At 68.4% G+C, this 19,132-nt stretch carries 23 protein-coding genes; 12 read left to right on the top strand and 11 right to left on the bottom strand.

Annotation, left to right across the window (positions count from 1 at the left end):
- Positions 1 to 440: 440 nt before the first annotated feature.
- The 4 genes from ACFFRH_RS18925 (at position 441) to ACFFRH_RS18910 (ending at position 4,106) form a co-directional block, all read left to right on the top strand.
- Entirely contained in the window at positions 441 to 1,313 is an 873-nt protein-coding gene (locus ACFFRH_RS18925; RefSeq protein WP_344748817.1) for an NAD(P)H-binding protein, read from the top strand.
- 193 nt (positions 1,314 to 1,506) lie between these two features.
- Complete coding sequence (locus tag ACFFRH_RS18920) at positions 1,507 to 2,361, top strand: NAD-dependent protein deacetylase (RefSeq protein WP_386158185.1); 855 nt, start codon at positions 1,507 to 1,509, stop codon at positions 2,359 to 2,361.
- Positions 2,362 to 2,442: 81 nt separating this feature from the next.
- Entirely contained in the window at positions 2,443 to 3,240 is a 798-nt protein-coding gene (locus ACFFRH_RS18915) for an alpha/beta fold hydrolase (RefSeq protein WP_386158183.1), read from the top strand.
- A gap of 128 nt (positions 3,241 to 3,368) precedes the next feature.
- A complete protein-coding gene (locus ACFFRH_RS18910) occupies positions 3,369 to 4,106 on the top strand; it encodes a phytanoyl-CoA dioxygenase family protein (RefSeq protein WP_344748821.1) in 738 nt (245 codons plus the stop codon).
- 93 nt (positions 4,107 to 4,199) lie between these two features.
- Here ACFFRH_RS18910 and ACFFRH_RS18905 read toward each other — a convergent pair whose 3' ends face one another.
- Together ACFFRH_RS18905 and ACFFRH_RS18900 are read right to left on the bottom strand one after the other, a co-directional pair.
- Positions 4,200 to 4,925 carry an HAD family hydrolase gene (locus ACFFRH_RS18905; RefSeq protein WP_344748822.1) on the bottom strand — a complete coding sequence of 242 codons (726 nt, stop codon included), beginning with the start codon at positions 4,923 to 4,925 and terminating at the stop codon, positions 4,200 to 4,202.
- A 97-nt stretch (positions 4,926 to 5,022) separates the two neighbouring features.
- On the bottom strand, positions 5,023 to 5,976 hold the full coding sequence (locus ACFFRH_RS18900; RefSeq protein WP_386158178.1) for an endonuclease/exonuclease/phosphatase family protein: 954 nt from the start codon (positions 5,974 to 5,976) through the stop codon (positions 5,023 to 5,025).
- Between the two features lie 365 nt (positions 5,977 to 6,341).
- Between ACFFRH_RS18900 and ACFFRH_RS18895 the strand changes: the two genes are divergently transcribed.
- The gene (locus ACFFRH_RS18895; protein ID WP_344748824.1) at positions 6,342 to 7,196 is read left to right on the top strand and encodes a hypothetical protein; all 855 of its coding nucleotides are present in this window, start codon (positions 6,342 to 6,344) and stop codon (positions 7,194 to 7,196) included.
- Between the two features lie 82 nt (positions 7,197 to 7,278).
- Here the strand turns inward: ACFFRH_RS18895 and ACFFRH_RS18890 are convergent, their stop codons facing one another.
- Together ACFFRH_RS18890 and ACFFRH_RS18885 are read right to left on the bottom strand one after the other, a co-directional pair.
- Positions 7,279 to 7,752: a hypothetical protein gene (locus ACFFRH_RS18890; protein WP_344748825.1), complete on the bottom strand. Its 474-nt coding sequence runs from the start codon at positions 7,750 to 7,752 to the stop codon at positions 7,279 to 7,281.
- A 331-nt stretch (positions 7,753 to 8,083) separates the two neighbouring features.
- A complete protein-coding gene (locus ACFFRH_RS18885) occupies positions 8,084 to 8,980 on the bottom strand; it encodes a LysR family transcriptional regulator (protein ID WP_344748826.1) in 897 nt (298 codons plus the stop codon).
- A 111-nt stretch (positions 8,981 to 9,091) separates the two neighbouring features.
- Between ACFFRH_RS18885 and ACFFRH_RS18880 the strand changes: the two genes are divergently transcribed.
- Both ACFFRH_RS18880 and ACFFRH_RS18875 read left to right on the top strand, forming a co-directional pair.
- Positions 9,092 to 9,433: a hypothetical protein gene (locus ACFFRH_RS18880; RefSeq protein ID WP_386158173.1), complete on the top strand. Its 342-nt coding sequence runs from the start codon at positions 9,092 to 9,094 to the stop codon at positions 9,431 to 9,433.
- 15 nt (positions 9,434 to 9,448) lie between these two features.
- Complete coding sequence (locus ACFFRH_RS18875) at positions 9,449 to 9,805, top strand: DoxX family protein (protein WP_344748827.1); 357 nt, start codon at positions 9,449 to 9,451, stop codon at positions 9,803 to 9,805.
- Positions 9,806 to 10,007: 202 nt separating this feature from the next.
- Here ACFFRH_RS18875 and ACFFRH_RS18870 read toward each other — a convergent pair whose 3' ends face one another.
- Positions 10,008 to 10,775 (bottom strand): MerR family transcriptional regulator, encoded by a 768-nt coding sequence (locus tag ACFFRH_RS18870; RefSeq protein WP_344748828.1) that lies wholly within the window; start codon positions 10,773 to 10,775, stop codon positions 10,008 to 10,010.
- Positions 10,776 to 11,128: 353 nt separating this feature from the next.
- Here ACFFRH_RS18870 and ACFFRH_RS18865 point away from each other — a divergent pair, with 353 nt between their 5' ends.
- The gene (locus tag ACFFRH_RS18865) at positions 11,129 to 12,010 is read left to right on the top strand and encodes a TIGR03619 family F420-dependent LLM class oxidoreductase (RefSeq protein WP_344748829.1); all 882 of its coding nucleotides are present in this window, start codon (positions 11,129 to 11,131) and stop codon (positions 12,008 to 12,010) included.
- Between the two features lie 153 nt (positions 12,011 to 12,163).
- Here ACFFRH_RS18865 and ACFFRH_RS18860 read toward each other — a convergent pair whose 3' ends face one another.
- Positions 12,164 to 12,529: a winged helix-turn-helix transcriptional regulator gene (locus ACFFRH_RS18860; protein ID WP_344748830.1), complete on the bottom strand. Its 366-nt coding sequence runs from the start codon at positions 12,527 to 12,529 to the stop codon at positions 12,164 to 12,166.
- A gap of 62 nt (positions 12,530 to 12,591) precedes the next feature.
- Here ACFFRH_RS18860 and ACFFRH_RS18855 point away from each other — a divergent pair, with 62 nt between their 5' ends.
- Complete coding sequence (locus ACFFRH_RS18855) at positions 12,592 to 12,999, top strand: YybH family protein (protein WP_344748831.1); 408 nt, start codon at positions 12,592 to 12,594, stop codon at positions 12,997 to 12,999.
- Positions 13,000 to 13,083: 84 nt separating this feature from the next.
- On the opposite strand, the gene ACFFRH_RS18850 is transcribed toward ACFFRH_RS18855, so the two are convergent.
- The 3 genes from ACFFRH_RS18850 to ACFFRH_RS18840 form a co-directional block, all read right to left on the bottom strand.
- Positions 13,084 to 13,812, bottom strand: coding sequence for a DUF8817 family protein (locus ACFFRH_RS18850; RefSeq protein WP_344748832.1), 729 nt, complete (start codon positions 13,810 to 13,812; stop codon positions 13,084 to 13,086).
- Positions 13,813 to 14,218: 406 nt separating this feature from the next.
- Positions 14,219 to 15,103, bottom strand: a complete 885-nt coding sequence (locus ACFFRH_RS18845; RefSeq protein ID WP_386158167.1) for a phosphotransferase family protein — start codon at positions 15,101 to 15,103, stop codon at positions 14,219 to 14,221.
- A 2-nt stretch (positions 15,104 to 15,105) separates the two neighbouring features.
- Positions 15,106 to 15,576 carry a glycine-rich domain-containing protein gene (locus ACFFRH_RS18840; protein ID WP_386158164.1) on the bottom strand — a complete coding sequence of 157 codons (471 nt, stop codon included), beginning with the start codon at positions 15,574 to 15,576 and terminating at the stop codon, positions 15,106 to 15,108.
- Between the two features lie 303 nt (positions 15,577 to 15,879).
- On the opposite strand from ACFFRH_RS18840, the gene ACFFRH_RS18835 reads away from it, so the two are divergent.
- Both ACFFRH_RS18835 and ACFFRH_RS18830 read left to right on the top strand, forming a co-directional pair.
- The gene (locus tag ACFFRH_RS18835; protein ID WP_344748835.1) at positions 15,880 to 16,257 is read left to right on the top strand and encodes a hypothetical protein; all 378 of its coding nucleotides are present in this window, start codon (positions 15,880 to 15,882) and stop codon (positions 16,255 to 16,257) included.
- Positions 16,258 to 16,313: 56 nt separating this feature from the next.
- Positions 16,314 to 16,496 (top strand): DUF6879 family protein, encoded by a 183-nt coding sequence (locus tag ACFFRH_RS18830; protein ID WP_344748836.1) that lies wholly within the window; start codon positions 16,314 to 16,316, stop codon positions 16,494 to 16,496.
- 19 nt (positions 16,497 to 16,515) lie between these two features.
- Here the strand turns inward: ACFFRH_RS18830 and ACFFRH_RS18825 are convergent, their stop codons facing one another.
- Complete coding sequence (locus tag ACFFRH_RS18825; RefSeq protein WP_344748837.1) at positions 16,516 to 17,238, bottom strand: HNH endonuclease; 723 nt, start codon at positions 17,236 to 17,238, stop codon at positions 16,516 to 16,518.
- Between the two features lie 226 nt (positions 17,239 to 17,464).
- Here ACFFRH_RS18825 and ACFFRH_RS18820 point away from each other — a divergent pair, with 226 nt between their 5' ends.
- Entirely contained in the window at positions 17,465 to 18,274 is an 810-nt protein-coding gene (locus tag ACFFRH_RS18820) for a hypothetical protein (RefSeq protein WP_344748838.1), read from the top strand.
- Positions 18,275 to 18,546: 272 nt separating this feature from the next.
- On the opposite strand, the gene ACFFRH_RS18815 is transcribed toward ACFFRH_RS18820, so the two are convergent.
- Positions 18,547 to 19,125, bottom strand: coding sequence for a KpnI family restriction enzyme N-terminal domain-containing protein (locus ACFFRH_RS18815; RefSeq protein WP_344748839.1), 579 nt, complete (start codon positions 19,123 to 19,125; stop codon positions 18,547 to 18,549).
- Between the last annotated feature and the right edge of the window lie 7 nt (positions 19,126 to 19,132).

The raw sequence follows: 19,132 nt of genomic DNA, 5'->3' as shown, positions 1-19,132 counted from the left end.
CCTCCGATCCCGAACCGCGCGGCCGTCCACCCCGTCGGCCCCGCCGCCGGTCGGGTACCGCTCGGGCGACGGCGGAGACCTCCGGGAGCCTGACGCCCCTGCCTGGAAATCCGTAGCCGCCGCGCCACCGGATTGGTCGATCCCGGAAACCGTCGACCGCCCCCGCGCCCGGCCCCCGCGTCCACCTCCGCGCCGCGCCCGGTCCGGCTCACGGCCGCGAGCCGGTCCGGCCCGGAACCCGCCCGGAACCCGCCCGGACCGGCTCGCGGTCGTTGTCGTGGCCCGCCGCCCAGCCTCTCCGATGGCCGGGAAGAGGGCACTCCACACCGTTCCGGCCCCGACACCGGTGTCCATCGGACGGTGCGCGGCGATCTCCTTGACCTCGACCAAAGATGAGGTTGCAGGCTGGTGAGGACATCCCACCGACGGAGGAGATCCACATGATTCTGGTCACCGGCGCGACCGGCAAGGTCGGCGGGCAGGCCGTGTCCCAGTTCCTCGACGCGGGCGTCGCCGTGCGCGCGCTGACACGCGACCCCGCGTCCGCCGCCCTTCCCGAGGGTGCCGAGGTCGTACGGGGTGACCTGGCCGACCCCGCCACGCTGGACACCGCCCTGGACGGGGTCGAGTCGGTGTTCCTCGTCTGGCCCACCCTCTCGGCCGACCACGCGGCACCCGCGACCATCAAGGCGATCGCCGGACACGCCCGCCGGATCGTCTACGTCTCCGCGCGCGGCGTCCCCGACCCGGCACCGGACGCGCCCGAGGGGGACCCGAACTCGATCCTCGGCTCCCACGCCCTCCTGGAACGGCTGATCGAGGGGTCAGGGCTGGAGTGGACGTTCCTGCGGCCCGGCGGGTTCGCCGCCAACACCCTGATGTGGGCCCCACAGATCCGGGACACCGGGATCGTCCGCTGGGTCCACGGAGGGGCCTCCAGGGCACTGATCCACGAGCGGGACATCGCCGCCGCCGGGGTGAGCGTGCTCACCGGCACCGGCCCTGGCACCGGCCACGCCGGGGCGAGATACGTGCTGAGCGGCCCCGAGCCCCTCACCCAGATCGAGCAGGTGACCGCCATCGGCGAGGCCATCGGGCGGCCGGTCCGCTGGGAGGAGCTCTCGCCGGAGATCGCGCTGCGCGGGCTGCTCGACCAGGGCTGGCCGCCCGCCGTGGCGGAGGGAGTGATCGACGCGCACGCGCGGATGGCGACCTCCCCCGAGTCGGCCACCTCCGCGGTGGAGGAGATCACCGGAAGTCCGGCCACCCCGTTCCGGCAGTGGGCGGCCGACCACGCCGACGACTTCCGCTGACGCCCCGAGCGAATCGGGCCGTACCTCTTCGATGCGGGCCGAGCCCGTACCGGCCGCACCGGTCCGAAAAGATCGTCCACGACGACCACCCCTGCCGGTCCGAACCCCGATCCGAGCCCCGATCCGAACGGCCTTCCGCCGCTCGACGGGGGCCTGGGATCGCCCGGCACACGGGGTGGGGCAGCATGGGGGGGTGAGCGACGGTACGAGCACGCTGGCGGGACTACTGGCCGAGGGCGGTGTCCTGGTGCTGAGCGGCGCCGGGATGTCGACGGAGTCGGGGATCCCCGACTATCGGGGGCCGGGCGGGACCCTGGCCCGGCACACCCCCATGACCTACCAGACGTTCACCGGCGACCCGGTGGCCAGGCGGCGCTACTGGGCCCGCAGCTACATCGGGTGGCGGGCGATGACCCGGGCCACCCCGAACAGCGGCCACCACGCGGTCGCGTCCCTCCAGCGGCGGGGCCTGGTGTCCGGCATCGTGACGCAGAACGTCGACGGCCTGCACCAGGCGGGCGGCGCCCGGTCCGTCGTCGAGCTGCACGGCAACCTGCGGGAGGTGATCTGCCTGGACTGCGGCCACTCCAGCCCGCGCGAGGAGCTGGACCGCCGCCTGACCCGGGCGAACCCGCGTTTCGGCGCCCTGCCCACCGCGATCAACCCCGACGGCGACGTCGAACTGCCGGACGAGGAGATCGACGCGTTCCAGGTGGTCGGATGCCGGGCGTGCGCCGGAGGGATGCTGAAGCCCGACGTCGTCTTCTTCGGGGAGACCGTCCCGGCGGAGCGGGTACGCGAGTGTTACGCGCTCGTGGAGGGAGCACGCCTGCTCCTGGTCCTCGGGTCGTCGCTGACGGTCATGTCGGGTCGCCGGTTCGTGCTGCACGCCACGAAGCTCGGCATTCCCGTGGCGATCGTGAACCAGGGCCCGACCCGAGGCGACGGCTACGCGACCCTCACCGTCGACGCCCCCTTGGGCACGGTCCTTCCGGAACTGGTCCGTCTCATCGACACCGGAACGGTCTCGACCGGCTCACCTCACTGATCCGCCGCGGGGGCGACGAAGCCGGGAACGCGTTCGGTGGCCGGAGCACGGTTGGAGCATGGTTGTGCCAATATGGCCGCCATGGCGATCTTTGTCCAAGAGGCAGGCCCCGCGGACGCACCTGTGGTGGTGCTCTTGCACGGCGTGGGCACCAGCGGCTGGATGTGGACCAAGCAGGTCCTCGAACTGGCCACGGACACTCGCGTCCTGGTTCCCGACCTGCCGGGACACGGTAAGAGCAACACTCACCCGTGGGTCTCGATCGCCGACACCGCCCGCCTGGTGGCCGAGGTGATCGCCTCACGGGCGCCGGAGGGCAGAGCGCACGTCGTGGGACTCTCCCTGGGCGGTTACGTCGGCGCGTATCTGACCGCCACCGCCCCCGAGGTGGTGACCGGTGCGATCGTGAGCGGGGTGAACGTCCTGCCGTTCCCCAACCCGGGCGTGATGCGGCTCATGGGCACCCTGATGGCGCCGGTCATGAAGTGGGGGCCGGTGCTACGGGCCAACGCCCGCGCGCTCAACGTCCCCGCGGAGGACGTCGACGGCTACCGGAGTGCCGCGCGGGCCACCACCCGGCAGGCGTTTCGCAAGGTCAACGACGAAGCCCTCCGCTTTCGGCTCCCGGACCGGGCGAAGGAGTCCCCGTGTCCGGTCCTGGCGGTGGCCGGCGAGAACGAACACGATCTCACCAGGCGTTCCCTGGCCGAGATCGCCGCCGCGTTTCCGGCGGGCGAGGCATGCCTGGCCCCCGGGGTGGGCCACGCCTGGAACGGCGAGAAGCCCGGCCTGTTCACAGCCATGATCCGTTCCAGGATCACGGGCGGTCCGCTGCCCGGAGAACTCATCTCCGTGGGACCACTCGCCGGAGCGCCCTGACGACATGAGCGAACCTCGCCGGCGGGGCGGCCGCCGGGCGCGGACATGCCCCTCGAATAACGCCTCCCGGAGACGAGTGCGGAAAATCCTGTGGAGGCGAACGCGGAGAGACCACTACCGTGCTCCGCATGCACCCACTTGACTCCGAACAAATCCAGAGCTTCGTCTCCGACGGGTTCGTCAAACTTGAGGCGGCGGTTCCGCGCGAGGTGGGTGATCAGGCCCGGGAGCTGCTCTGGCGGCAGATAGGCCTCTCCCCCGAAGACCCGGCAGGATGGACCCAGCCGGTGGTCTGGGCCACGGACCACACCGGCGAGGGCGCCTTGGGGCAGACGATCCGCTCCCCCCGGCTCGCCGCCGCGCTCGACCAGATCTGCGGCGCGGGCGGCTGGGCACCGCGTCACACGGTCGGCATGGTCCCGATCCGCTTCCCCAACGTGGCGCCCGCCGACGATCGCGGCTGGCACATCGACGCCAACTTCGGCCGCCCCGACGGCACCTGGGCGGTGAGCGGCAGGCCCGAGACGATGCTGCTGCTGATCCTGTTCTCCGACGTCGGCCCGGACGACGCGCCGACCAGGATCAGGGCCGGCTCCCAGCGTGACTCGGCCGGAGCACTCGCCGACGGGGTGTTCGACTTCATGGAGGCGGCCGGCATGGTCGAGCGAGCCAGCTCGGAGCGGCCGGTCGTCCACGCCACCGGGCAGCCGGGAGACATATACCTGGTCCACCCGTTCACCGTGCACGCCGCGCAGGAGCACCTGGGCACCGAGCCGAGGTTCATGTCCCAGCTCCCCGTCATCCTCACCAGCCCGCTCACCCCCGAGGGCTCGACACCACTGGCGCGAGCCGCGCACTCCCGCTGACGCCCCGGCCGCGAATCCGGACCGGACGGTTTCATGGAAGCCGTCCGGTGATGCGGGCCGTTACGGCCGTCTCGGTCTACCGGCCGTCTCGGTCTACCGGTCGCCACCCGGCCGGTCCGGCACGCCGAGCACGGCCCGTACGACGGCGTCGGTGTCGGCGAGGTCTCCCAGCACCAGCTCAGGACCGGCCTCGCCCAGCACGCTCGCGTCGTTGAAGCCGGTGGCGACCGCGATCGCCCTCGCTCCGCCCTCCTGACCGGCGCGGACGTCGTTCGGCGTGTCACCGATCAGCACGGTGTTGCGTACGGTGAAAGGCTCCCCGTACTTGCCGGCGGCGCGGCGCTGCGCCAGGGCCACCAGCGCGGCGCGGTCCTCGTGGTCGGTGCCGTACGCGCCCACCTCGAAGTCCACGAAGCCGTCCAGCCCGAACACCGTGAGCTTGCCGATCGAGACCGGCTCGGTGTTGCCGGTGAGCACCGACTGCACCACGTCCTCGCGTTCCGCCAGCACCGCGAGCACCTCACGCGCTCCCGACAGTGCCCGGCCGCGCTCCCGCATGACGGCCTCGCGCACGACGAACGCCTCGGCGAGGGCGACGTAGAAGGAGTCGAGGAGCAGGTCCGACACCTCGACCTCGTGCGTCTGGAGGATCTCGGTGATGATCGCCCGCTCGGTCCGCCCTGCCACCCGCACCGGGTGTTCCATCCGGCGGCCGGTGGTGGCGTGCAACGCGTGGTCATAGGTGTCGGCGGTGACACCTCCGGCGTCGATCAGCGTGTGGTCGATGTCCCACAGCACGAGCGTTCTCGGGGAGCTCACCGCCCGAGCATAGCCAACCCCGGATCGCCTGGCCCTGACGGCTCGACCCTCTGGAAGGGCGCCGACCGGCACCGGACAGCATGGCTGCCCGCGGACGTCAGAGGTCGACGCGGGCGATGAGCGGCAGGTGGTCGCTGCCGGTGGCGGGCAGGGTCCAGGCGGCGACGGGGATCGCCGTACGGGTCATGACGTGGTCGATCCGGGCCAGGGGAAAGACGGCGGGCCAGCTGAAACCGAACCTCTCCCGCGCCGAGGCCATCCGGGAGGTGAGCGGGGCGAGGCCGCGGTCGTCGAGGGTGCCGTTGAGGTCACCCAGCAGGACGACCCTGTCCAGGGTCTCCGAGGCGACGGCCGCCCCCAGCTTGGCGGCGCTCTCGTCCCTGCGCCCGGACCCAAAACCGTCCGTCGGCCGGATGCGGATCGAGGGCAGGTGGGCGACGTACACTGCCACGTCACCGTGTGGCATCCGCGCGGTGACCCGCAGCCCGCGGTTCCAGCCGGGCCCGACGTCCGCGGGCCTGATGTCCACCGGCCGCGAGTCCGCCAGGGGGTACCTGGACCAGAGGCCGACGGTTCCCGTGACCGCGCGGTGAGGGTGACCGGACGCGAGGGCTTTCTCGTAGACGGGCAGGACGTCAGGCGTCAGCTCCTCCAGGGCGACGAGATCGGCCCCGGCCCGTACCAGGGACGAGGCGGTCCCCTCGTGGTCGGGGTTCTCCTCGCCGACGTTGTGCTGGAGCACGGTCAGGTCACCCGCCGACGGGGCGGCGGGCAGCAGCCGTCCGCCGAAGACGGCGATCCAGACGGCCACCGGCAGCACCAGGGACACCGCCGCGAGGACCGAACGGCGCAGCAGCGCCAGACCCAGCAGCACGGGAGCGGCCAGGCCGGTCCAGGGCAGGAAGGTCTCCAGCAGGCTGCCGAGATTGCCCACGGCGTTGGGCACGACGGCGGGAAACGCCGACAGCACCGCCACCAGAACGCCGGCCGACGCGAGAACCCACCCGCGCGGCCGTGGCTTCGCAGGCTTCCCGGAGGTTCCGTCCGGCATGTCCCGTCCCCGTCCCCACGTCCGTCGCCCGGCACGAGGGGCGTTCCTCCCCTCTCCGCCGGCCTTCCGATCTTCAACGCTCATACGTCCGACCGTACGATCACCACGGCCCTGCCGGGTTCCCTGCCGCGGAACGGATATCCAGCCGAATGAGTCCCGAGTCCGGTCGGTCGCGGGCGATCGGTGTTCGGGAGATGGGCCGGGCAGTGGCGTGGTTGTGCCGGACGGCGGCCCTCAGTGTCAGAAGACGCTGAGCGGTACGTGGTCTCGCGCACCGAGTCCGGAGGACGGGCATCGTGCGGTTCGGGGTCGAGCCGACCTTGCAGGGCGTCCTGCCGATCACAGGGCCCCTCGATAATCTTCGGATGCCGCGATTACTCCTGACGCTCCTGATGGTGACCCTGCTCCTCAGCGGCGGCCACTTCCTCATCGGACAGTTCACCTTCGATGACCACGCCGCCCGTGCCGTCTGGACCTGGCGGACCAGTGGTGCGGCGGAGATCTGGCGCGACGGTTTCGTCCCGACGGAGGACCTGAGCCAGATGCCACGCGACGTGATGAAGCAGATCTCCAGTGACGAGGAGTACGGCTTCGCCGTGGCAGGACCGCTCCCCTCAACCCCGGACGAGGCGCGGATCCGCTGGGATGACGGCTCCACCATGCGGGTCCCCGTGATCAGCGCACGCCAGGCGCTGATCGCCCTGTCCCCCTACCAGATGGAGGCTTCCGCCCAGGACGATCGGGCGTACAAGATGACCACCGCGGTCTTCACGACCGTGCGCCTGCGGACCCTGCGCGGCATGGCCACCGTCCCGGCGTGGCGGTTGTCCTTCTCGAACCTGCCCGGCCCGATCGATCACGTCGCGGTCGACCAAGCCACGCTCGGCACCGTCGAGGACGCCGTCGGTGATCACCTGCCACACGACGTCAGAGGCTTCGAGGTGCTCGACGAGCGCACGCTGCGAGTGAGCTACGAATACGGCATCTGCCTCGGCGACGAGAGCCCGACCGTCCATCTGCGGACCGACGAGCGGCCCGACGTCGTGGTCCTCGGAATCGAGATCCACGAGCGCGCCGGCAACAGGCTGTGCGCGGGCGTCGGCGCATCCGGCGAGGGTGTCGTCCGGCTCCAGAAGCCACTGGGCGACCGGGTGGTGCTGGACGCGAAAAGCCGACTTCCCGTCTGCCTCCATGGGTCGGGCCCTTGCCGCGCCGGCTGACCTGGGGCGCGTCCTGCATCGACCACCGTCATCCGGCGCAACAGGGCCACCGCTCAGCCTGCCATCCGATCACCGATCGGACTCAGGACCTACCCGCCTGGCCTGCCGACAGGCGTTCGGCGAGCCGCTCCAGGCCCTGTCTGATCATCTGCCCGTACCCGTCGTCACCGAGCACGCCGACGGTGGCACGTCCGCGTTCGAGGTGGTCACGCGCCCGATCGAGGTCGCCGAGCCTGCGGTAGGCGTCGCCCAGATTGAGGTGCAGGGAGGGGTAGAAACCGCTCACGGGACCGACGACACCCGCCTGCCGGGCCCGCTCGTCGGTCACCAGGTCGGCCGCCTCCAGGGCGCGAAGGTCCCAGAGCAGTTCCTCCTTCACCTCGTCCTGGACATCGGCCATCGAGTGGGCGAGAGCGCACCGGTGCAGGGGATCTCCCGTCACACCGATCTCCTCCCACAACTCGGAGAACAACTCCCGGGCGGCCTCTCGCTCACCGCGCTGCCCCAGCTCGACACCTCGGCCGATCCTGGCCATCGTCACATCGGGCTCGGTCATCCGGTCTCCTCGGCAGTCCTCAGCGAAAGATCAACAATGTTCGGCGACTGTAACGGTCACCACCGACACAAACCCGGCCCAACCACGCCGACATCATGTCGGCCGGCGGGCTTCAGCCGCCCCCGGTCAAGCCACCCGGCGCTCCCTGAGCTCCCTGCCTCTCCCCTTCTTCTCCGCCGCGTTCGTTCACCTCACCAGACGCCGTGCGAGATCGGCCGGCTCCGGCAGGCGCAGTACACGGCGGAGGTGGTGAGGCCGAACTCGAAAGGGGCGCCCGGCGCGTCGCCCACCGCGGATCCCACGACGACGCCGACGGCCCGCCGGGTGCGGTTCACCCCGGCGGCCCGCTTTCGACGCAGCAGCGGACGAAGTCCTGGACGACGGGGTCGGTGTCGTCGGCGGGCGCCCAGGCGACGCCGACGCGGGTGGGGCTGACACCGCTCACGGGCCGGTAGGTGACGCCGGGACGCGCGTAGAACCGGGCGGCGGACTCGGGAGCCAGGGCGACGCCGTAGCCGTTGGCGATCGCGTTCAGCCAGTCGTCGGGCTGGTCGGTCACGGCACCGACGCGGACCGGGTGGCCGTCACGCTCGTCGGCGGCCAGCCAGTAATCCCGCCACCGGCCCGTCCGGGGCGGCGCCGCCACGAACGGCTCGTCCCACAGGTCCCGGAAGGGGATCAGGTCACGCGCGGCGAACGGGTGTGCCGTGGGGAGCGCGACCCAGCGGGGCTCGGCGAACAGCACCTCCACCCGCAGGGCCTCCTGCCCGGGGAAGGGCACGCGCAGCAGGGCGACGTCGACGTCCCCGCCGGCGAGCCCGGCCGTCGGGTCCGACCACGCGGCCTGCCGCATCTCGGCCCTCCAGTCCGGCCGGCGGCCGGCGAACGCCGTGACGATGCGCTGGGTGGCCTCGTTGGCGGCACTGGCCATGAAGCCGACCCGCAGCACGCGGGCCGCCTGGCCGGCCACCTGTCTGGTCTCCCGCAGCGTACGGTCCCAACCGGCCAGCAGGGCGGGCACCCGCTCCGCCAGGGCCCGGCCCGGTTCGGTGAGGGTCATGCCGGCCCGGGATCGCGTGAACAGCCGCACGTCGAGCAGGCTTTCGAGCTGCTTGATCTGTTTGGTCAGCGCCGGTTGCGACACGAACAGCCGTTCCGCGGCGTGGGTGAGGCTCCCCTCCTCCGCCACGGCGACGAAGTACCGCAGCAACCGCGTGTCGACATCCATGCCACCAGGTTATAGACGCAGGTATTGGACGCCACGTCAGCCCCCGGCAAGGCTTGATACGGCAGGCGGGCAGCGGCTCGCCAACGCTCCCACGACTCACGGAGGGACACCATGCCCGTCTTGATGATCAGTTACCAGGTGGCCGACGAGGGTGTCGATGAGGTTGTCGAGGCGATCCGGACGGCCTTCGCGGAGGTGGAGAAGGAGCGGCCGGAGGGCGTCCGGTACGCGTACCTGCGCCGTGCCGGCGGCACCGAGTTCGTCGCCCTGCTGGAACTCGACGAGGGTGTCGAGAATCCACTGCCCGGCATCGCGGCGGCGCGACGGCTGCAGGAGACCGTGGCCAAGTGGGCCGTGGGCCCCGCCCCGGCGCCCCAGCCACTCGACGTCCTCGGCGCCTACCGCTTCTCCGGCTTCTCCGGTATCTCCGGTATCTCCGGCTTCGTCGGCTGAAGGCGGGCCGTACGGATGGTCACCGCCTACGTCGTCGTCACCGTCGTCACGATCGCGGCCAACGCCTGGGCCGCCCTCGCCGACTTCTCACGGGCCGGGTTCGTCCTGGCCAATTCGGCCGAGCTGGGTATCCCGCGATCCTGGCTCCCGCCGCTGGCCGCCCTGAAAGCCGCCGGAGCCGCCGGGCTTCTCCTGGGGCTGCTCGGTGTCCGGTTCATCGGTGTCGCCGCCGCAGTCGGGCTCGTCCTGTTCTTCACCGGCGCCGTCGCCGTCCACGTCCGCACCCGCGTGTTCCGCAACATCGCCTTTCCCGGAGGCTTCCTGGTGCTGGCGGTCGCGTCCCTCGTCCTCGTCATCGCCACCGCGCGATGACCGTCAGGCCGCCGCCGTACGACCCGGAGGAGCGGTGAGGCCGTAACGGAGAGGGGCCGTCGCTGTCTCCGGCGACGTGCGCACGAGCCCCTGGACAGCGCGCGGCCGTACGAAGGGACGGCCCGGAAGCGAACGGCCTGGAAGCGACGGCGTGAGGAATCTGCAGCTTCCTCACACCTCAAGCGGCGAGACGCGGCGAGGGTCAGCTCAGCCGGGCGTGCGCGTACGTGGCCATCGCGTCACGCATGTACGCGGCCAGGCCCTCGGCGATCCGCTCGTAGTTCGCCCTGAAGTTCTCGTCGTCGACCTGCATCCGGCCCAGGTGCGCGTACTCCGCCGCGGTCGGCGTCCAGAACCGGGTCATGTGCCGGTAGTGGGCGTCGAGCTCGGCGAGAACCGCGGGGTCGTCGGCGGGGGTGCCGGCGGCCATGAGCTCGGCCATCCGGATCATTCCCGCCGTCGCCTCCCGCCCCATGCGGTCGATCTCCTGGGGAGTCACGGTGTCCAGGAGCTCCTGCTGCCCGGCCTGCTCCCAGTGCTCCGGCCACCGCTCGCGGGCCTCCGCGCCGTACCGTGCACCGTCGAACCCCTCGAACAGATTCTCCGGCTTGCTGATTTTGGACATGTCACCTTTCCCTTCGCTCTCCTGGAGTTCGGTGATGGTGCGGGCCACCACGCGGGCCACCGCGTCCAGCCGGTCGCGTTCCCCCAGCAGCCGTCGGTGGTGCTCGCGCAGTGCCTCCACCGGGTCGGTGTGCCGGTCGACGATCTCCTTGATCTCGGAGAGGCCCAGGTCGAGCTCCCGCAGCACGAGGATCTGCTGCAGCCGCAGCAGTTGCTCCTCCTCGTAGTGGCGGTAGCCGTTCCCGCCGACCCAGGCGGGTGTCAGCAGCCCGATCTCGTCATAGTGGCGCAGGGTCCTCGACGTCACTCCCGACATCCGCGCCACCTGTGCGATCGACCACGCCATGACCCACCCACCTGTTTCTCGCCGTCACCGTGTCTCTCACCGTCACCGAGCCGGATCTTCCGGCTCGTCAGTGACGCTAGATGTTGACGCAACGGCAAAGTCAAGCCGGAAGGCGGCGGCGATCGGCAGGCCGGTGGCGGCTTCGATCGACGTGGCCGGTCAAGGTGGAGCGGTGGTGCATCCATGCGCGCCCTGCCTTGCCTTGACGCCAGTGACAAGGTTCTAACGTGGCCGCGACAGACGGGTGGGGGCGTCGTCGACGCACGGCGAGGCCACGACTCCGCCGCGGTACCGGCCATGCCGACCTGCGACCGCCCCTCCGTCGCACTGGCCGGCCGACCGAAGGAACGACGATGAAGTTCGCAGTCAGCTACAGCACGCCCTACCACGGCGTCGACCCCGACAAGATCATGGCCTACGCCCGGCACGCCGAGGACTGCGGCTTCGAGGCGCTGTATCTGCCCGAGCACATCGCGCTGTACCCCGGTGCGGCGGTCGGGCGCTTCGAGCTCCCGCCGTCGCTACCGTACTTCGATCCGCTCGATTGCCTGAGCTTCGTCGCCGCGGCCACGCGACGGATCCTGCTCGGGACGGGTGTGCTGCTGCTGCCGTACCACCATCCGGTGATCCTCGCCAAGCGCCTGGCGACCATCGACGTGCTGTCCAAGGGGCGGATGCGGCTGCTGACCGTGGGGCTCGGCGCCCTGCCCGGTGAGGCCAGGGCGGTGGGCGTCGACTTCGGCACCCGTGGGCGTCGCGCCGACGAGGCGATCGACGTGATGCGGCTGCTCTGGGCCGGTGGCGAAGAGGGGGTCAGCTTCGACGGGGAGTTCTTCGCCTTCGACGAGCTGTGCCAGTTCCCGAAGCCATACGGGGTCACCCACCTGCCGATCCACGTCGGCGGATCGAGCCGGGCGGCCGCACGCCGCGCCGGACGACGCGGCGACGGCTACTTCCCGGGTGGCGCGCTCGCCCCGGACGAGCGCGCCCTCCAGATGGACCTCGCCCGGGCCGCGGCCGCCGAGGCGGGCCGCAGTCCGGAAACACTGGAGTACACGCGATCGGGGTCGATCGACATGACCGTCGAACAGGTCGAGGCGTTCGCCGCGCAAGGCGTGACCCGCGTCGTCGTGGGTGCCACCGCCACCGAACCTGAACGGCAACGCGAGGAGATGTCCGCGTTCGCCCAGCGGTTCGCCCTTCTCGACACCACCGAGGCGGGGACGCGCACCTGACGCCTGCCGCACTGTTCCGCAGGGGCGACCGACTACCACGGCGGTCCCCAGCGAAAGATCAACAATGCTCGGCGACCGTAACGGCCACCACCGACACAAACTCGGGCCGACCATGCCGAAGACGTCCGACCGAAGTCTGGCGATTCACGTACCTCATGGTCGTTGCCCCGTACCCCAGTCCCACAGGGCCTGGAGGACAGGGCCGAGATCACGCCCGCGTGAGGTGAGGCCGTAGCTCACCCGGGGCGGCCAGCCGGGCCGGCGGTGGCGATCGAGCACACCGGCCCCGGTCAGGTGTGCCAGCCGATCGGACAGCACCTTGTCCGACAGCGCGGGCAGCGCCTGGCGGAGCTCGCTGAACGTCCGGTCGCCCCGCAGCAGCTCACGGATGAGCAGGGTCGTCCAGCGTCCGTGCAGGGCCGCCAGGGTGATCTCCACCGGGCATGACGGGGTCGGTTCGGTGACGTTCGCGTGAGGGTCGTCGGGCAGGCCCGGAGAACCAACCGTTTGGTGAGTCACGAAGGCGCCTCCTAGCGTTGCCGCGTCTGACTGATTTCTACCCGACCGAATGGAGAAGGCTGATGACGCGACAGCTGGCCGAACGTCCCGAGGACGTGCCCGCGGTCTTCGCCGAACGGTTCAATCACGGTGACGCGGAGGCCGTGGCGGAGGTCTACGAGAGCGGGGCCGTGTTCGTCCCGGAGCCGGGCACACCGCTGACCGGGCAGCGGCTCGACGCCGCCAACGGCCGGTTCCTGGACCTGAGGTTGCCGATCACCGTCCGGCCACGGCACGTCTACACCACAGGGGACCTCGCCCTGCTGATCGTCGACTGGGTCATCGACGGCACGGACCCGGACGGCCGGCCCGTACACATCCAGGGCACCGCCACCGACGTCGCCCGGCGCGGGCGGGACGGGTACTGGAGATACGCCATCGACAACCCTTTCGGAGTACGAACGGAACCCGACGGCCAGGAAAGTCCCTGACGGCCGCGTCCGTTCACCTCGCCAAACGGCGCGCGAGATCGACCGGCTCCGGCAGGCGCGGCACCCGCTCAAGGGTGGTGTTCTTCAGGCAAGCCACTCCCGCACCCTGGGGAGATGCCCGAGCTCCGACTCAATGCGCTGCCGCTCGTCGGTGGTGAGCTCCAGAGCGCGTAAATCGGCGGCCCACGGATCGGTGGGCTCGCCGAGGGTCATGGCCAGGTCGACGAGGTGGCACAGGGCGATGCCCCGCTCGACCACCGGGGCGTCCGCGCCGTGCCTGCGCACCGCGGACTTGAGCGCGCGGAAAGCCTGCAGATCGTCGTTCTTGAACTCGCGCAGAATCCGGGCGTTGTCGAGCGCCTTGGCCAGGCCCGTCAGCTTCTTCGAGCCGCCGTACTCCAGTTCGGCCGGCTCGTCGCGCTGGATGAAAATGATCGAGTTCCCGGAGGGATCGATCAGCGTGAACCGGGACGCACCCGGCCGGTATCGGGTGATCCGCGGAAGGCCGGAACTCAGCACCTTCCCATGGACCCGGCGCATCGCCGCGACGAACGCCGCGTGGTACGGCGCCACGGCGTCGACCATGACCAGGCAGCCTCCGGACTCCTCCCGGGCGGGATCCAAATCCTTGGGCGCCGGGCCGAAGTGGAGTTCGAATCCGCTCCACCGCAGCGCCAGATAGACATAGGGCTTGCTCTGTTTGTAGGTGGCCTCGAACCCCAGCGCCTCATAGAACGCCAAGGTGTTCTCCACCGACGCGCACGGCATCAACGGCACCGTCTTCTCGTTTGGACGAACCGCGGTCTCGCTCATGGCATTCCGCCTTTCAGGTCGTCCGACGAGGCTCGCACCCTTCAGCGAAGCTCGCATATGGATCGTTCCACACCCCTTCGGACATCACTGAGGGCTGCTTCGATACCCGTTGCACAGCCCAGACCAGTGGGGGCGCCGGGCCCGTCCATCGGCGCGGCCCGCGTAGTACGGGCCGCGTTCGCCGACGACGATCACAGCTCGGGGACGACCGGCAGGCCGGGAAACTCAGACGGGCAGGTCCCAGCTCGGTCCGGCGCATGCATCCGGTCCGGGTGAGCCGGTCGGCGAGGTCACGGCGGAACCGTACGGCCAGGCCGGGCGTGCCATGGACGGTCACGGTCGTTCTTTCAGGAGCAGGGCGTCGATCGTCAAGCCTGTGGCGTCTGCAATTGACGTGGTCAGCCGGTCAGGCAGAGCGGTGGTGCACCCATGCGCGCCCCGCCTCGGCGGCCCGCGCCCGGAAGGCTCGCCCTTCCGCAGAACCGAACCAGGCCTTGTAAAGACGAAACAGCGTCCACAGCGCGGCCAGGGCGGTGACAGCGTCCGCGGGTGCGGACCGCCAGGCGGGCACCCGGTCAAGAAGCGCCTCGGCCTGCTCGGGGCTGTGGCCCGCCTCGATGAAGCGAGGGGCGAGCAGGGCGGCGTCCACCCAGGTGGCACCGCGCACCGCGAACGCCCAGTCGATGACGTACGGCCGATTGTCATCGATCCGGAAGTTGCCGGAGTGCAGGTCGTAGTGAAGGAGGGTGTCGCCGTTCAGCGCGTCGGGGCTGAGCTTGTCGAGCGCCGTCTGGTACATGGCCCGGTGCGGCAGGTCTTCGGTGGGAAAGGCGAGCAGTCGCGCGGCTTTGGCCTGGAGTCCCGCGATGTTCGCGGCGACATCCGGAACATCGCCTGGGCACGGGGTGAGTGCTTCGTTCAGGACGGCCAGGGTATCCAGCACGAGCGGCACATCCGGCGAGCCGGGCGACAGATCGGCGTCGCGACCGTCGACGTACTCGTGCAGCAGCACGATCCACCCGTCCACTTCGCCACTCCAGCGCAGGCGGGGCGCGGGCAGGCCGGGCGGCAGTACGGCACCGGCTCGTCGTTCCCGCTCGTACAGGGACGCGGCCGGGCTGGCGGTGGAGACGGCCTTCAGAAAGACGGTTCCACCATCCTCGGTGTACAGCCGGGTAGCGAGGCCAGGCATGAGCCCTTTGGTCACCGGGTCGGCCTTGAGGACCTGGCCGACCTGCTCCTCGACGGTGGCCCGCACGTTGCCGGGGAGGTCGTCCCACTGGGGTTTCACGGTCAGCTCTCCCTCGGGTCGTCAGCGCAGCCCGCGTAACACTGGCTGCATTGACTGGCAGGTATCCACAGCTTGGGGGCAACCGGCAGGTCAGCGGCTCGCATGGCCTCGACGGTAGCCCCGATCGCGGCCATGGGGTTGCGAATCGCGTCCTCAGGAGTGTCGATGGGCGCGTGACGAATGAACCGGCCGGCGACCTTGACGCAGAACTCCTGGTACTGACGGGTGTACGCCAGAAAAGCGTGCCAGCCGATGTCCACCTGTTCGGAAAGGGGCAAACGCGCATCCGGATTGAACGCGCACGCCACCAAGAACGCCAGGGCCTGTTCCATGATGCGCGCGGCTTCCTCCGCAGGGATGTCCTCCTCGCGGGCGATGCGGTCGATCAGGAATCCGAACAACTCCTCGGGGATGAGGGTACGAGGGTTGGCCAGATCATCGTCTGTGAGCCGAGCCGTTGTAGCAGCAGCCATTGCAGCCTCCGTTACACGGGCGATCCTTGAGGGAATCTCGCGCGGTGATGCGGCTCCACGGGAAATGGGCAGCAGTCGAGAGCCCGACACGTCCGAAGTGAGAGGGAAGGAGCGCATGTATTGGCGCTAAAGAGAACGCATACCTACTGCTCAAGGGATTTGAGTCCCTTTGCGGAACAGCTCACGCAGTGGGCAACCTCCCTGGCCCACCATGCAAACTCGCGCAAAGTCCTTGAGGTGTTACCGCACTACGCCCACGCTCGGTGACGTGGTCACCCGTTTTCCGATTAGAGGAGAAGCCCTGTGACGCTGCGCTTCCTCGGTAAGGACACCATCGACGGTGGCTCGCCGACGCTGTTCGACGACGGCCACAGATACGTGCTCCAAGGCTGGATTGTCACCGACCCGACTGTGCTCAGCTGGTTTGACCTTGCTGGCCACGAGACCATCGCCGAAGTGCCGAAAGAGCTCATGACGTTCCTGCCAGAAGGCGTGATCGTTCCCCGCGGATCGCCCCTGGTGCTCGATCGCGGCGAAACGTACGTGTTCCAGGGCCCGCTCATCACCGACCCGGTAGTGCTAGCCCAGTTGGACCTGCCCGGCCATGAGACAGTGATCGAGATCCCAAAGACCGTGCTGGAGGTTACCGGTGACCTGGAGCCCCGAGGCGCTGACGTTTGACCAATGGGCCGCGATGTTCCGCTCGTGCGAGCGTTCGGCGGTCCATCTGGAGATGCGTGACCTGCAACGACTACTGGCTGCTGGAGGGGGAGCGGGTGCAGTTCAACCACTTCACCGGAGACGGCGACTGGGCCGGGGTGGAATGGGGTGAAGAACCCGACGTGGTGAAATTGTGTGCGGCGGCGTTCGATGCAGTGTGGGCAGTGGGAACCGACCACGGCGACTACACGCCTACCTGATCACTCGCTTCTGATGGCCTCAGCCTTCGCCTGCACTGAGGACTAGGCCGAGCCGCTTGCTTAGGGCTTCCCGGTGGACAGCAGGCAGTTGCCGGTAGTTGGCCCAGGCCTGCTCGGTGTCCGACATGGGCCGCCGATCGGCGGCCATCCAGGACAACAACTTCGCCTTCTCTTTCTTAGGAAGTTCCTGGATCCGATCCCACACCTGTTCGGCAGAGAACTGAACACCGGTCAAGTGCTTGGCAGTCTCATTACAACGAGCGCATTCAGTCACGAGATCTTCGAGCTGCGCAGCGGATCCATGCCTGTGCGGAGTGACATGCCCGAGGGTAAGCCGGGCGCTGCTGTCAAGATCGTCGGAGTATGCTTCCCCAGCACTGATGCCGCAGCGCACGCAGCGGTGTTTATCTCTCTCCATGACCTCGCGCCGGACTTTTCCACTGATCGCGCGCAGGCCGATGGACCGCTGTCCAGGCTCCCAGATATGGGTTCCGATCTTTTCCAGAAACAATTCATCGGGACTGAGACTAGCCATGTCTCGATAGGTCTTGATGACCCATCCGGCTGGCCGAAGATCCCGCATCCGTCTGTCGACCTGCTCCACGTCAGGAATCGCCTTGCGGAGCTGTTGCTTGCTGAATCGCTTCCCTTCTCCGATCTCACCGTGAAGCCACAGAGCGACGCGGATGCGCGTGCCCAGTTCCTTGCTCCGCCAGTCCATCCACACGACGTCCTCTGCCAACTGCCCCTCACTCTCGGTTGTGGACCTATGGCAACACTCATCGCCGCACCAAGATCCTTCCAAGCAAGAGTAGGCGATCCGGCAGGATCCGGCAACTTACGGCAAGCATCGGCACATGACGGGAATTAGTAGCCAAGTCGCGTCTATGGGGTCAAAATGTCGGAGGCGCTACGTATCTTCGAGGCACAGCAGCGCAACCTTCCTGCAGGCCCACCCTCGGACGGCTATGACGATCTTTCGTACCACCGCTCAGGATGTCCTCGACCTGTTCAACGTCACCAGCCCAGCCGAAGCTGTGCTGAACCGCTGGCTCCATGACCCTTCCAAGAAGGACAACGTCGTCCCGCATGTGCTGGCGCACCAGACATCCACCGTCTACCAGATCAGTCCCGAAGACGTGGAGCGGGTGTGCGCATCAACCCACCACGCACTGGGCGAGGTGAAGCGTGCGGTAGCCGAAAGCGTCAAACAGATCGTTGACTGGCATCCAGACTTCGCCTTCACCCACACCTTCCACTACGCATTGGAGTCCATACAGACCCTGCCCACCTGGCAGCAATTTTATGAGTTCGTGCACGACGACCCGCAAGGTAACGCAATGCTGTGGCGCCCTGCCCAACGGGTAGTAGCCCACGTCTCGGGAATGCCCAGCGGCCCTAGCCGAGCCACAGCCAAGGATTCGATGCGCTGGCGCGTGGGAAACGCCTACTACTCCTTCCTTCGTGAGATCTATGTCGTCGCTCACCTTCGCGCTGCCGACCTTGACGTGCGGATACATCCGCTTGCGGATGCATTATTTCGCGTGGACTTCTGGTGTGGTCGTACAGCGTGCAGCTTGCTCGTGAAAAACGCCAAATTCCACAAGGACGGCCAAGGACGCAAGATGCCCACAAGTGAGCTACTAGCAGGCGCAACTCCAACTTTCCGGTTCCACAAAATTCAACTGGAAAGGGCATCTAAATTCGGAGTGGTTCATCTTCCCAGCCCAGAGCGTATCCGTGCGGCAGCCAGAGAACTCCGCATCACTCTCTCCTGACAAGGGATACTTTTCGTGACTGTGACGGCGTAAGCGTCATAGCATCCCAACCACCCAGCAGGAAATGGCCGACCTCTCACACTGGGCCGGGAAAAACATTGACCCCGGCCCAGCGCACCTTCGTCAAGCACCGTTCTCCATAGCGGGCCTCCTTGACTTTGAGGCACACCTCGCAAGGGGGAGCAGAAGTGTACGACTAAGAGGACGCACTTTGGTCAGGAGTCAGCACTGACCGCAGATGCCCAATCCAGCATTCTCTAACGGTATTGACATCAGTCACCTATCTTCTTCAAGAGAGCCTTCCTGTCAGCTTCAGACAACCTTTTATCCTTTTTGATGATATTTCTTACAATCGTGGGAATGAAGGTTGTGTCAATATTCAAGCTTCCAAGCATGTACACATCGTGTCCGTTTTCATTCGAGCTGTGGATATCCAGCCCGAGCTCGCGGAACTCGCGGATGCGGCGTTCGGTGTGGACGCTGTCGCCAGTCACCACGCGGAGCAGATCGGCCTGCACTGGCGTGCCTCGGCGCTGCAGAAGGAGCGTGAACAGCTCTTCGTGAACACGGCTGCCGTAGGGGACCTTGAGGTACTGTGCGGGAACTTGGCCGTCGTAACGGCGGCAGATCTCTTCGTGCAGTCGTTGGCGCAGCTCATGGAAGGTTTCGTTGCGCTCCTCGATGCCGGTGCGGATGAATGCCTGCATGGATTCGGCAAGGAGTTTCTTCGCGTACAGGTAGGAGTCGAGCAGGTCCTGGGTTGAAGTGCTGGACTGGAGCTGGTCGAGCAGTTTGACAACAGCCAGTTCGGTGTCTGGCTTGAGCCGGTTCCAATCATCGAGGGGATTCATGGTTTAC

The organism is Streptosporangium vulgare (assembly GCF_042428775.1).
In the GTDB taxonomy this organism is placed as follows: Bacteria; Actinomycetota; Actinomycetes; order Streptosporangiales; family Streptosporangiaceae; genus Streptosporangium; species Streptosporangium vulgare.
Note: the sequence above shows the minus strand (reverse complement) of the source record. Positions and strands in the feature narration are given on the sequence as shown.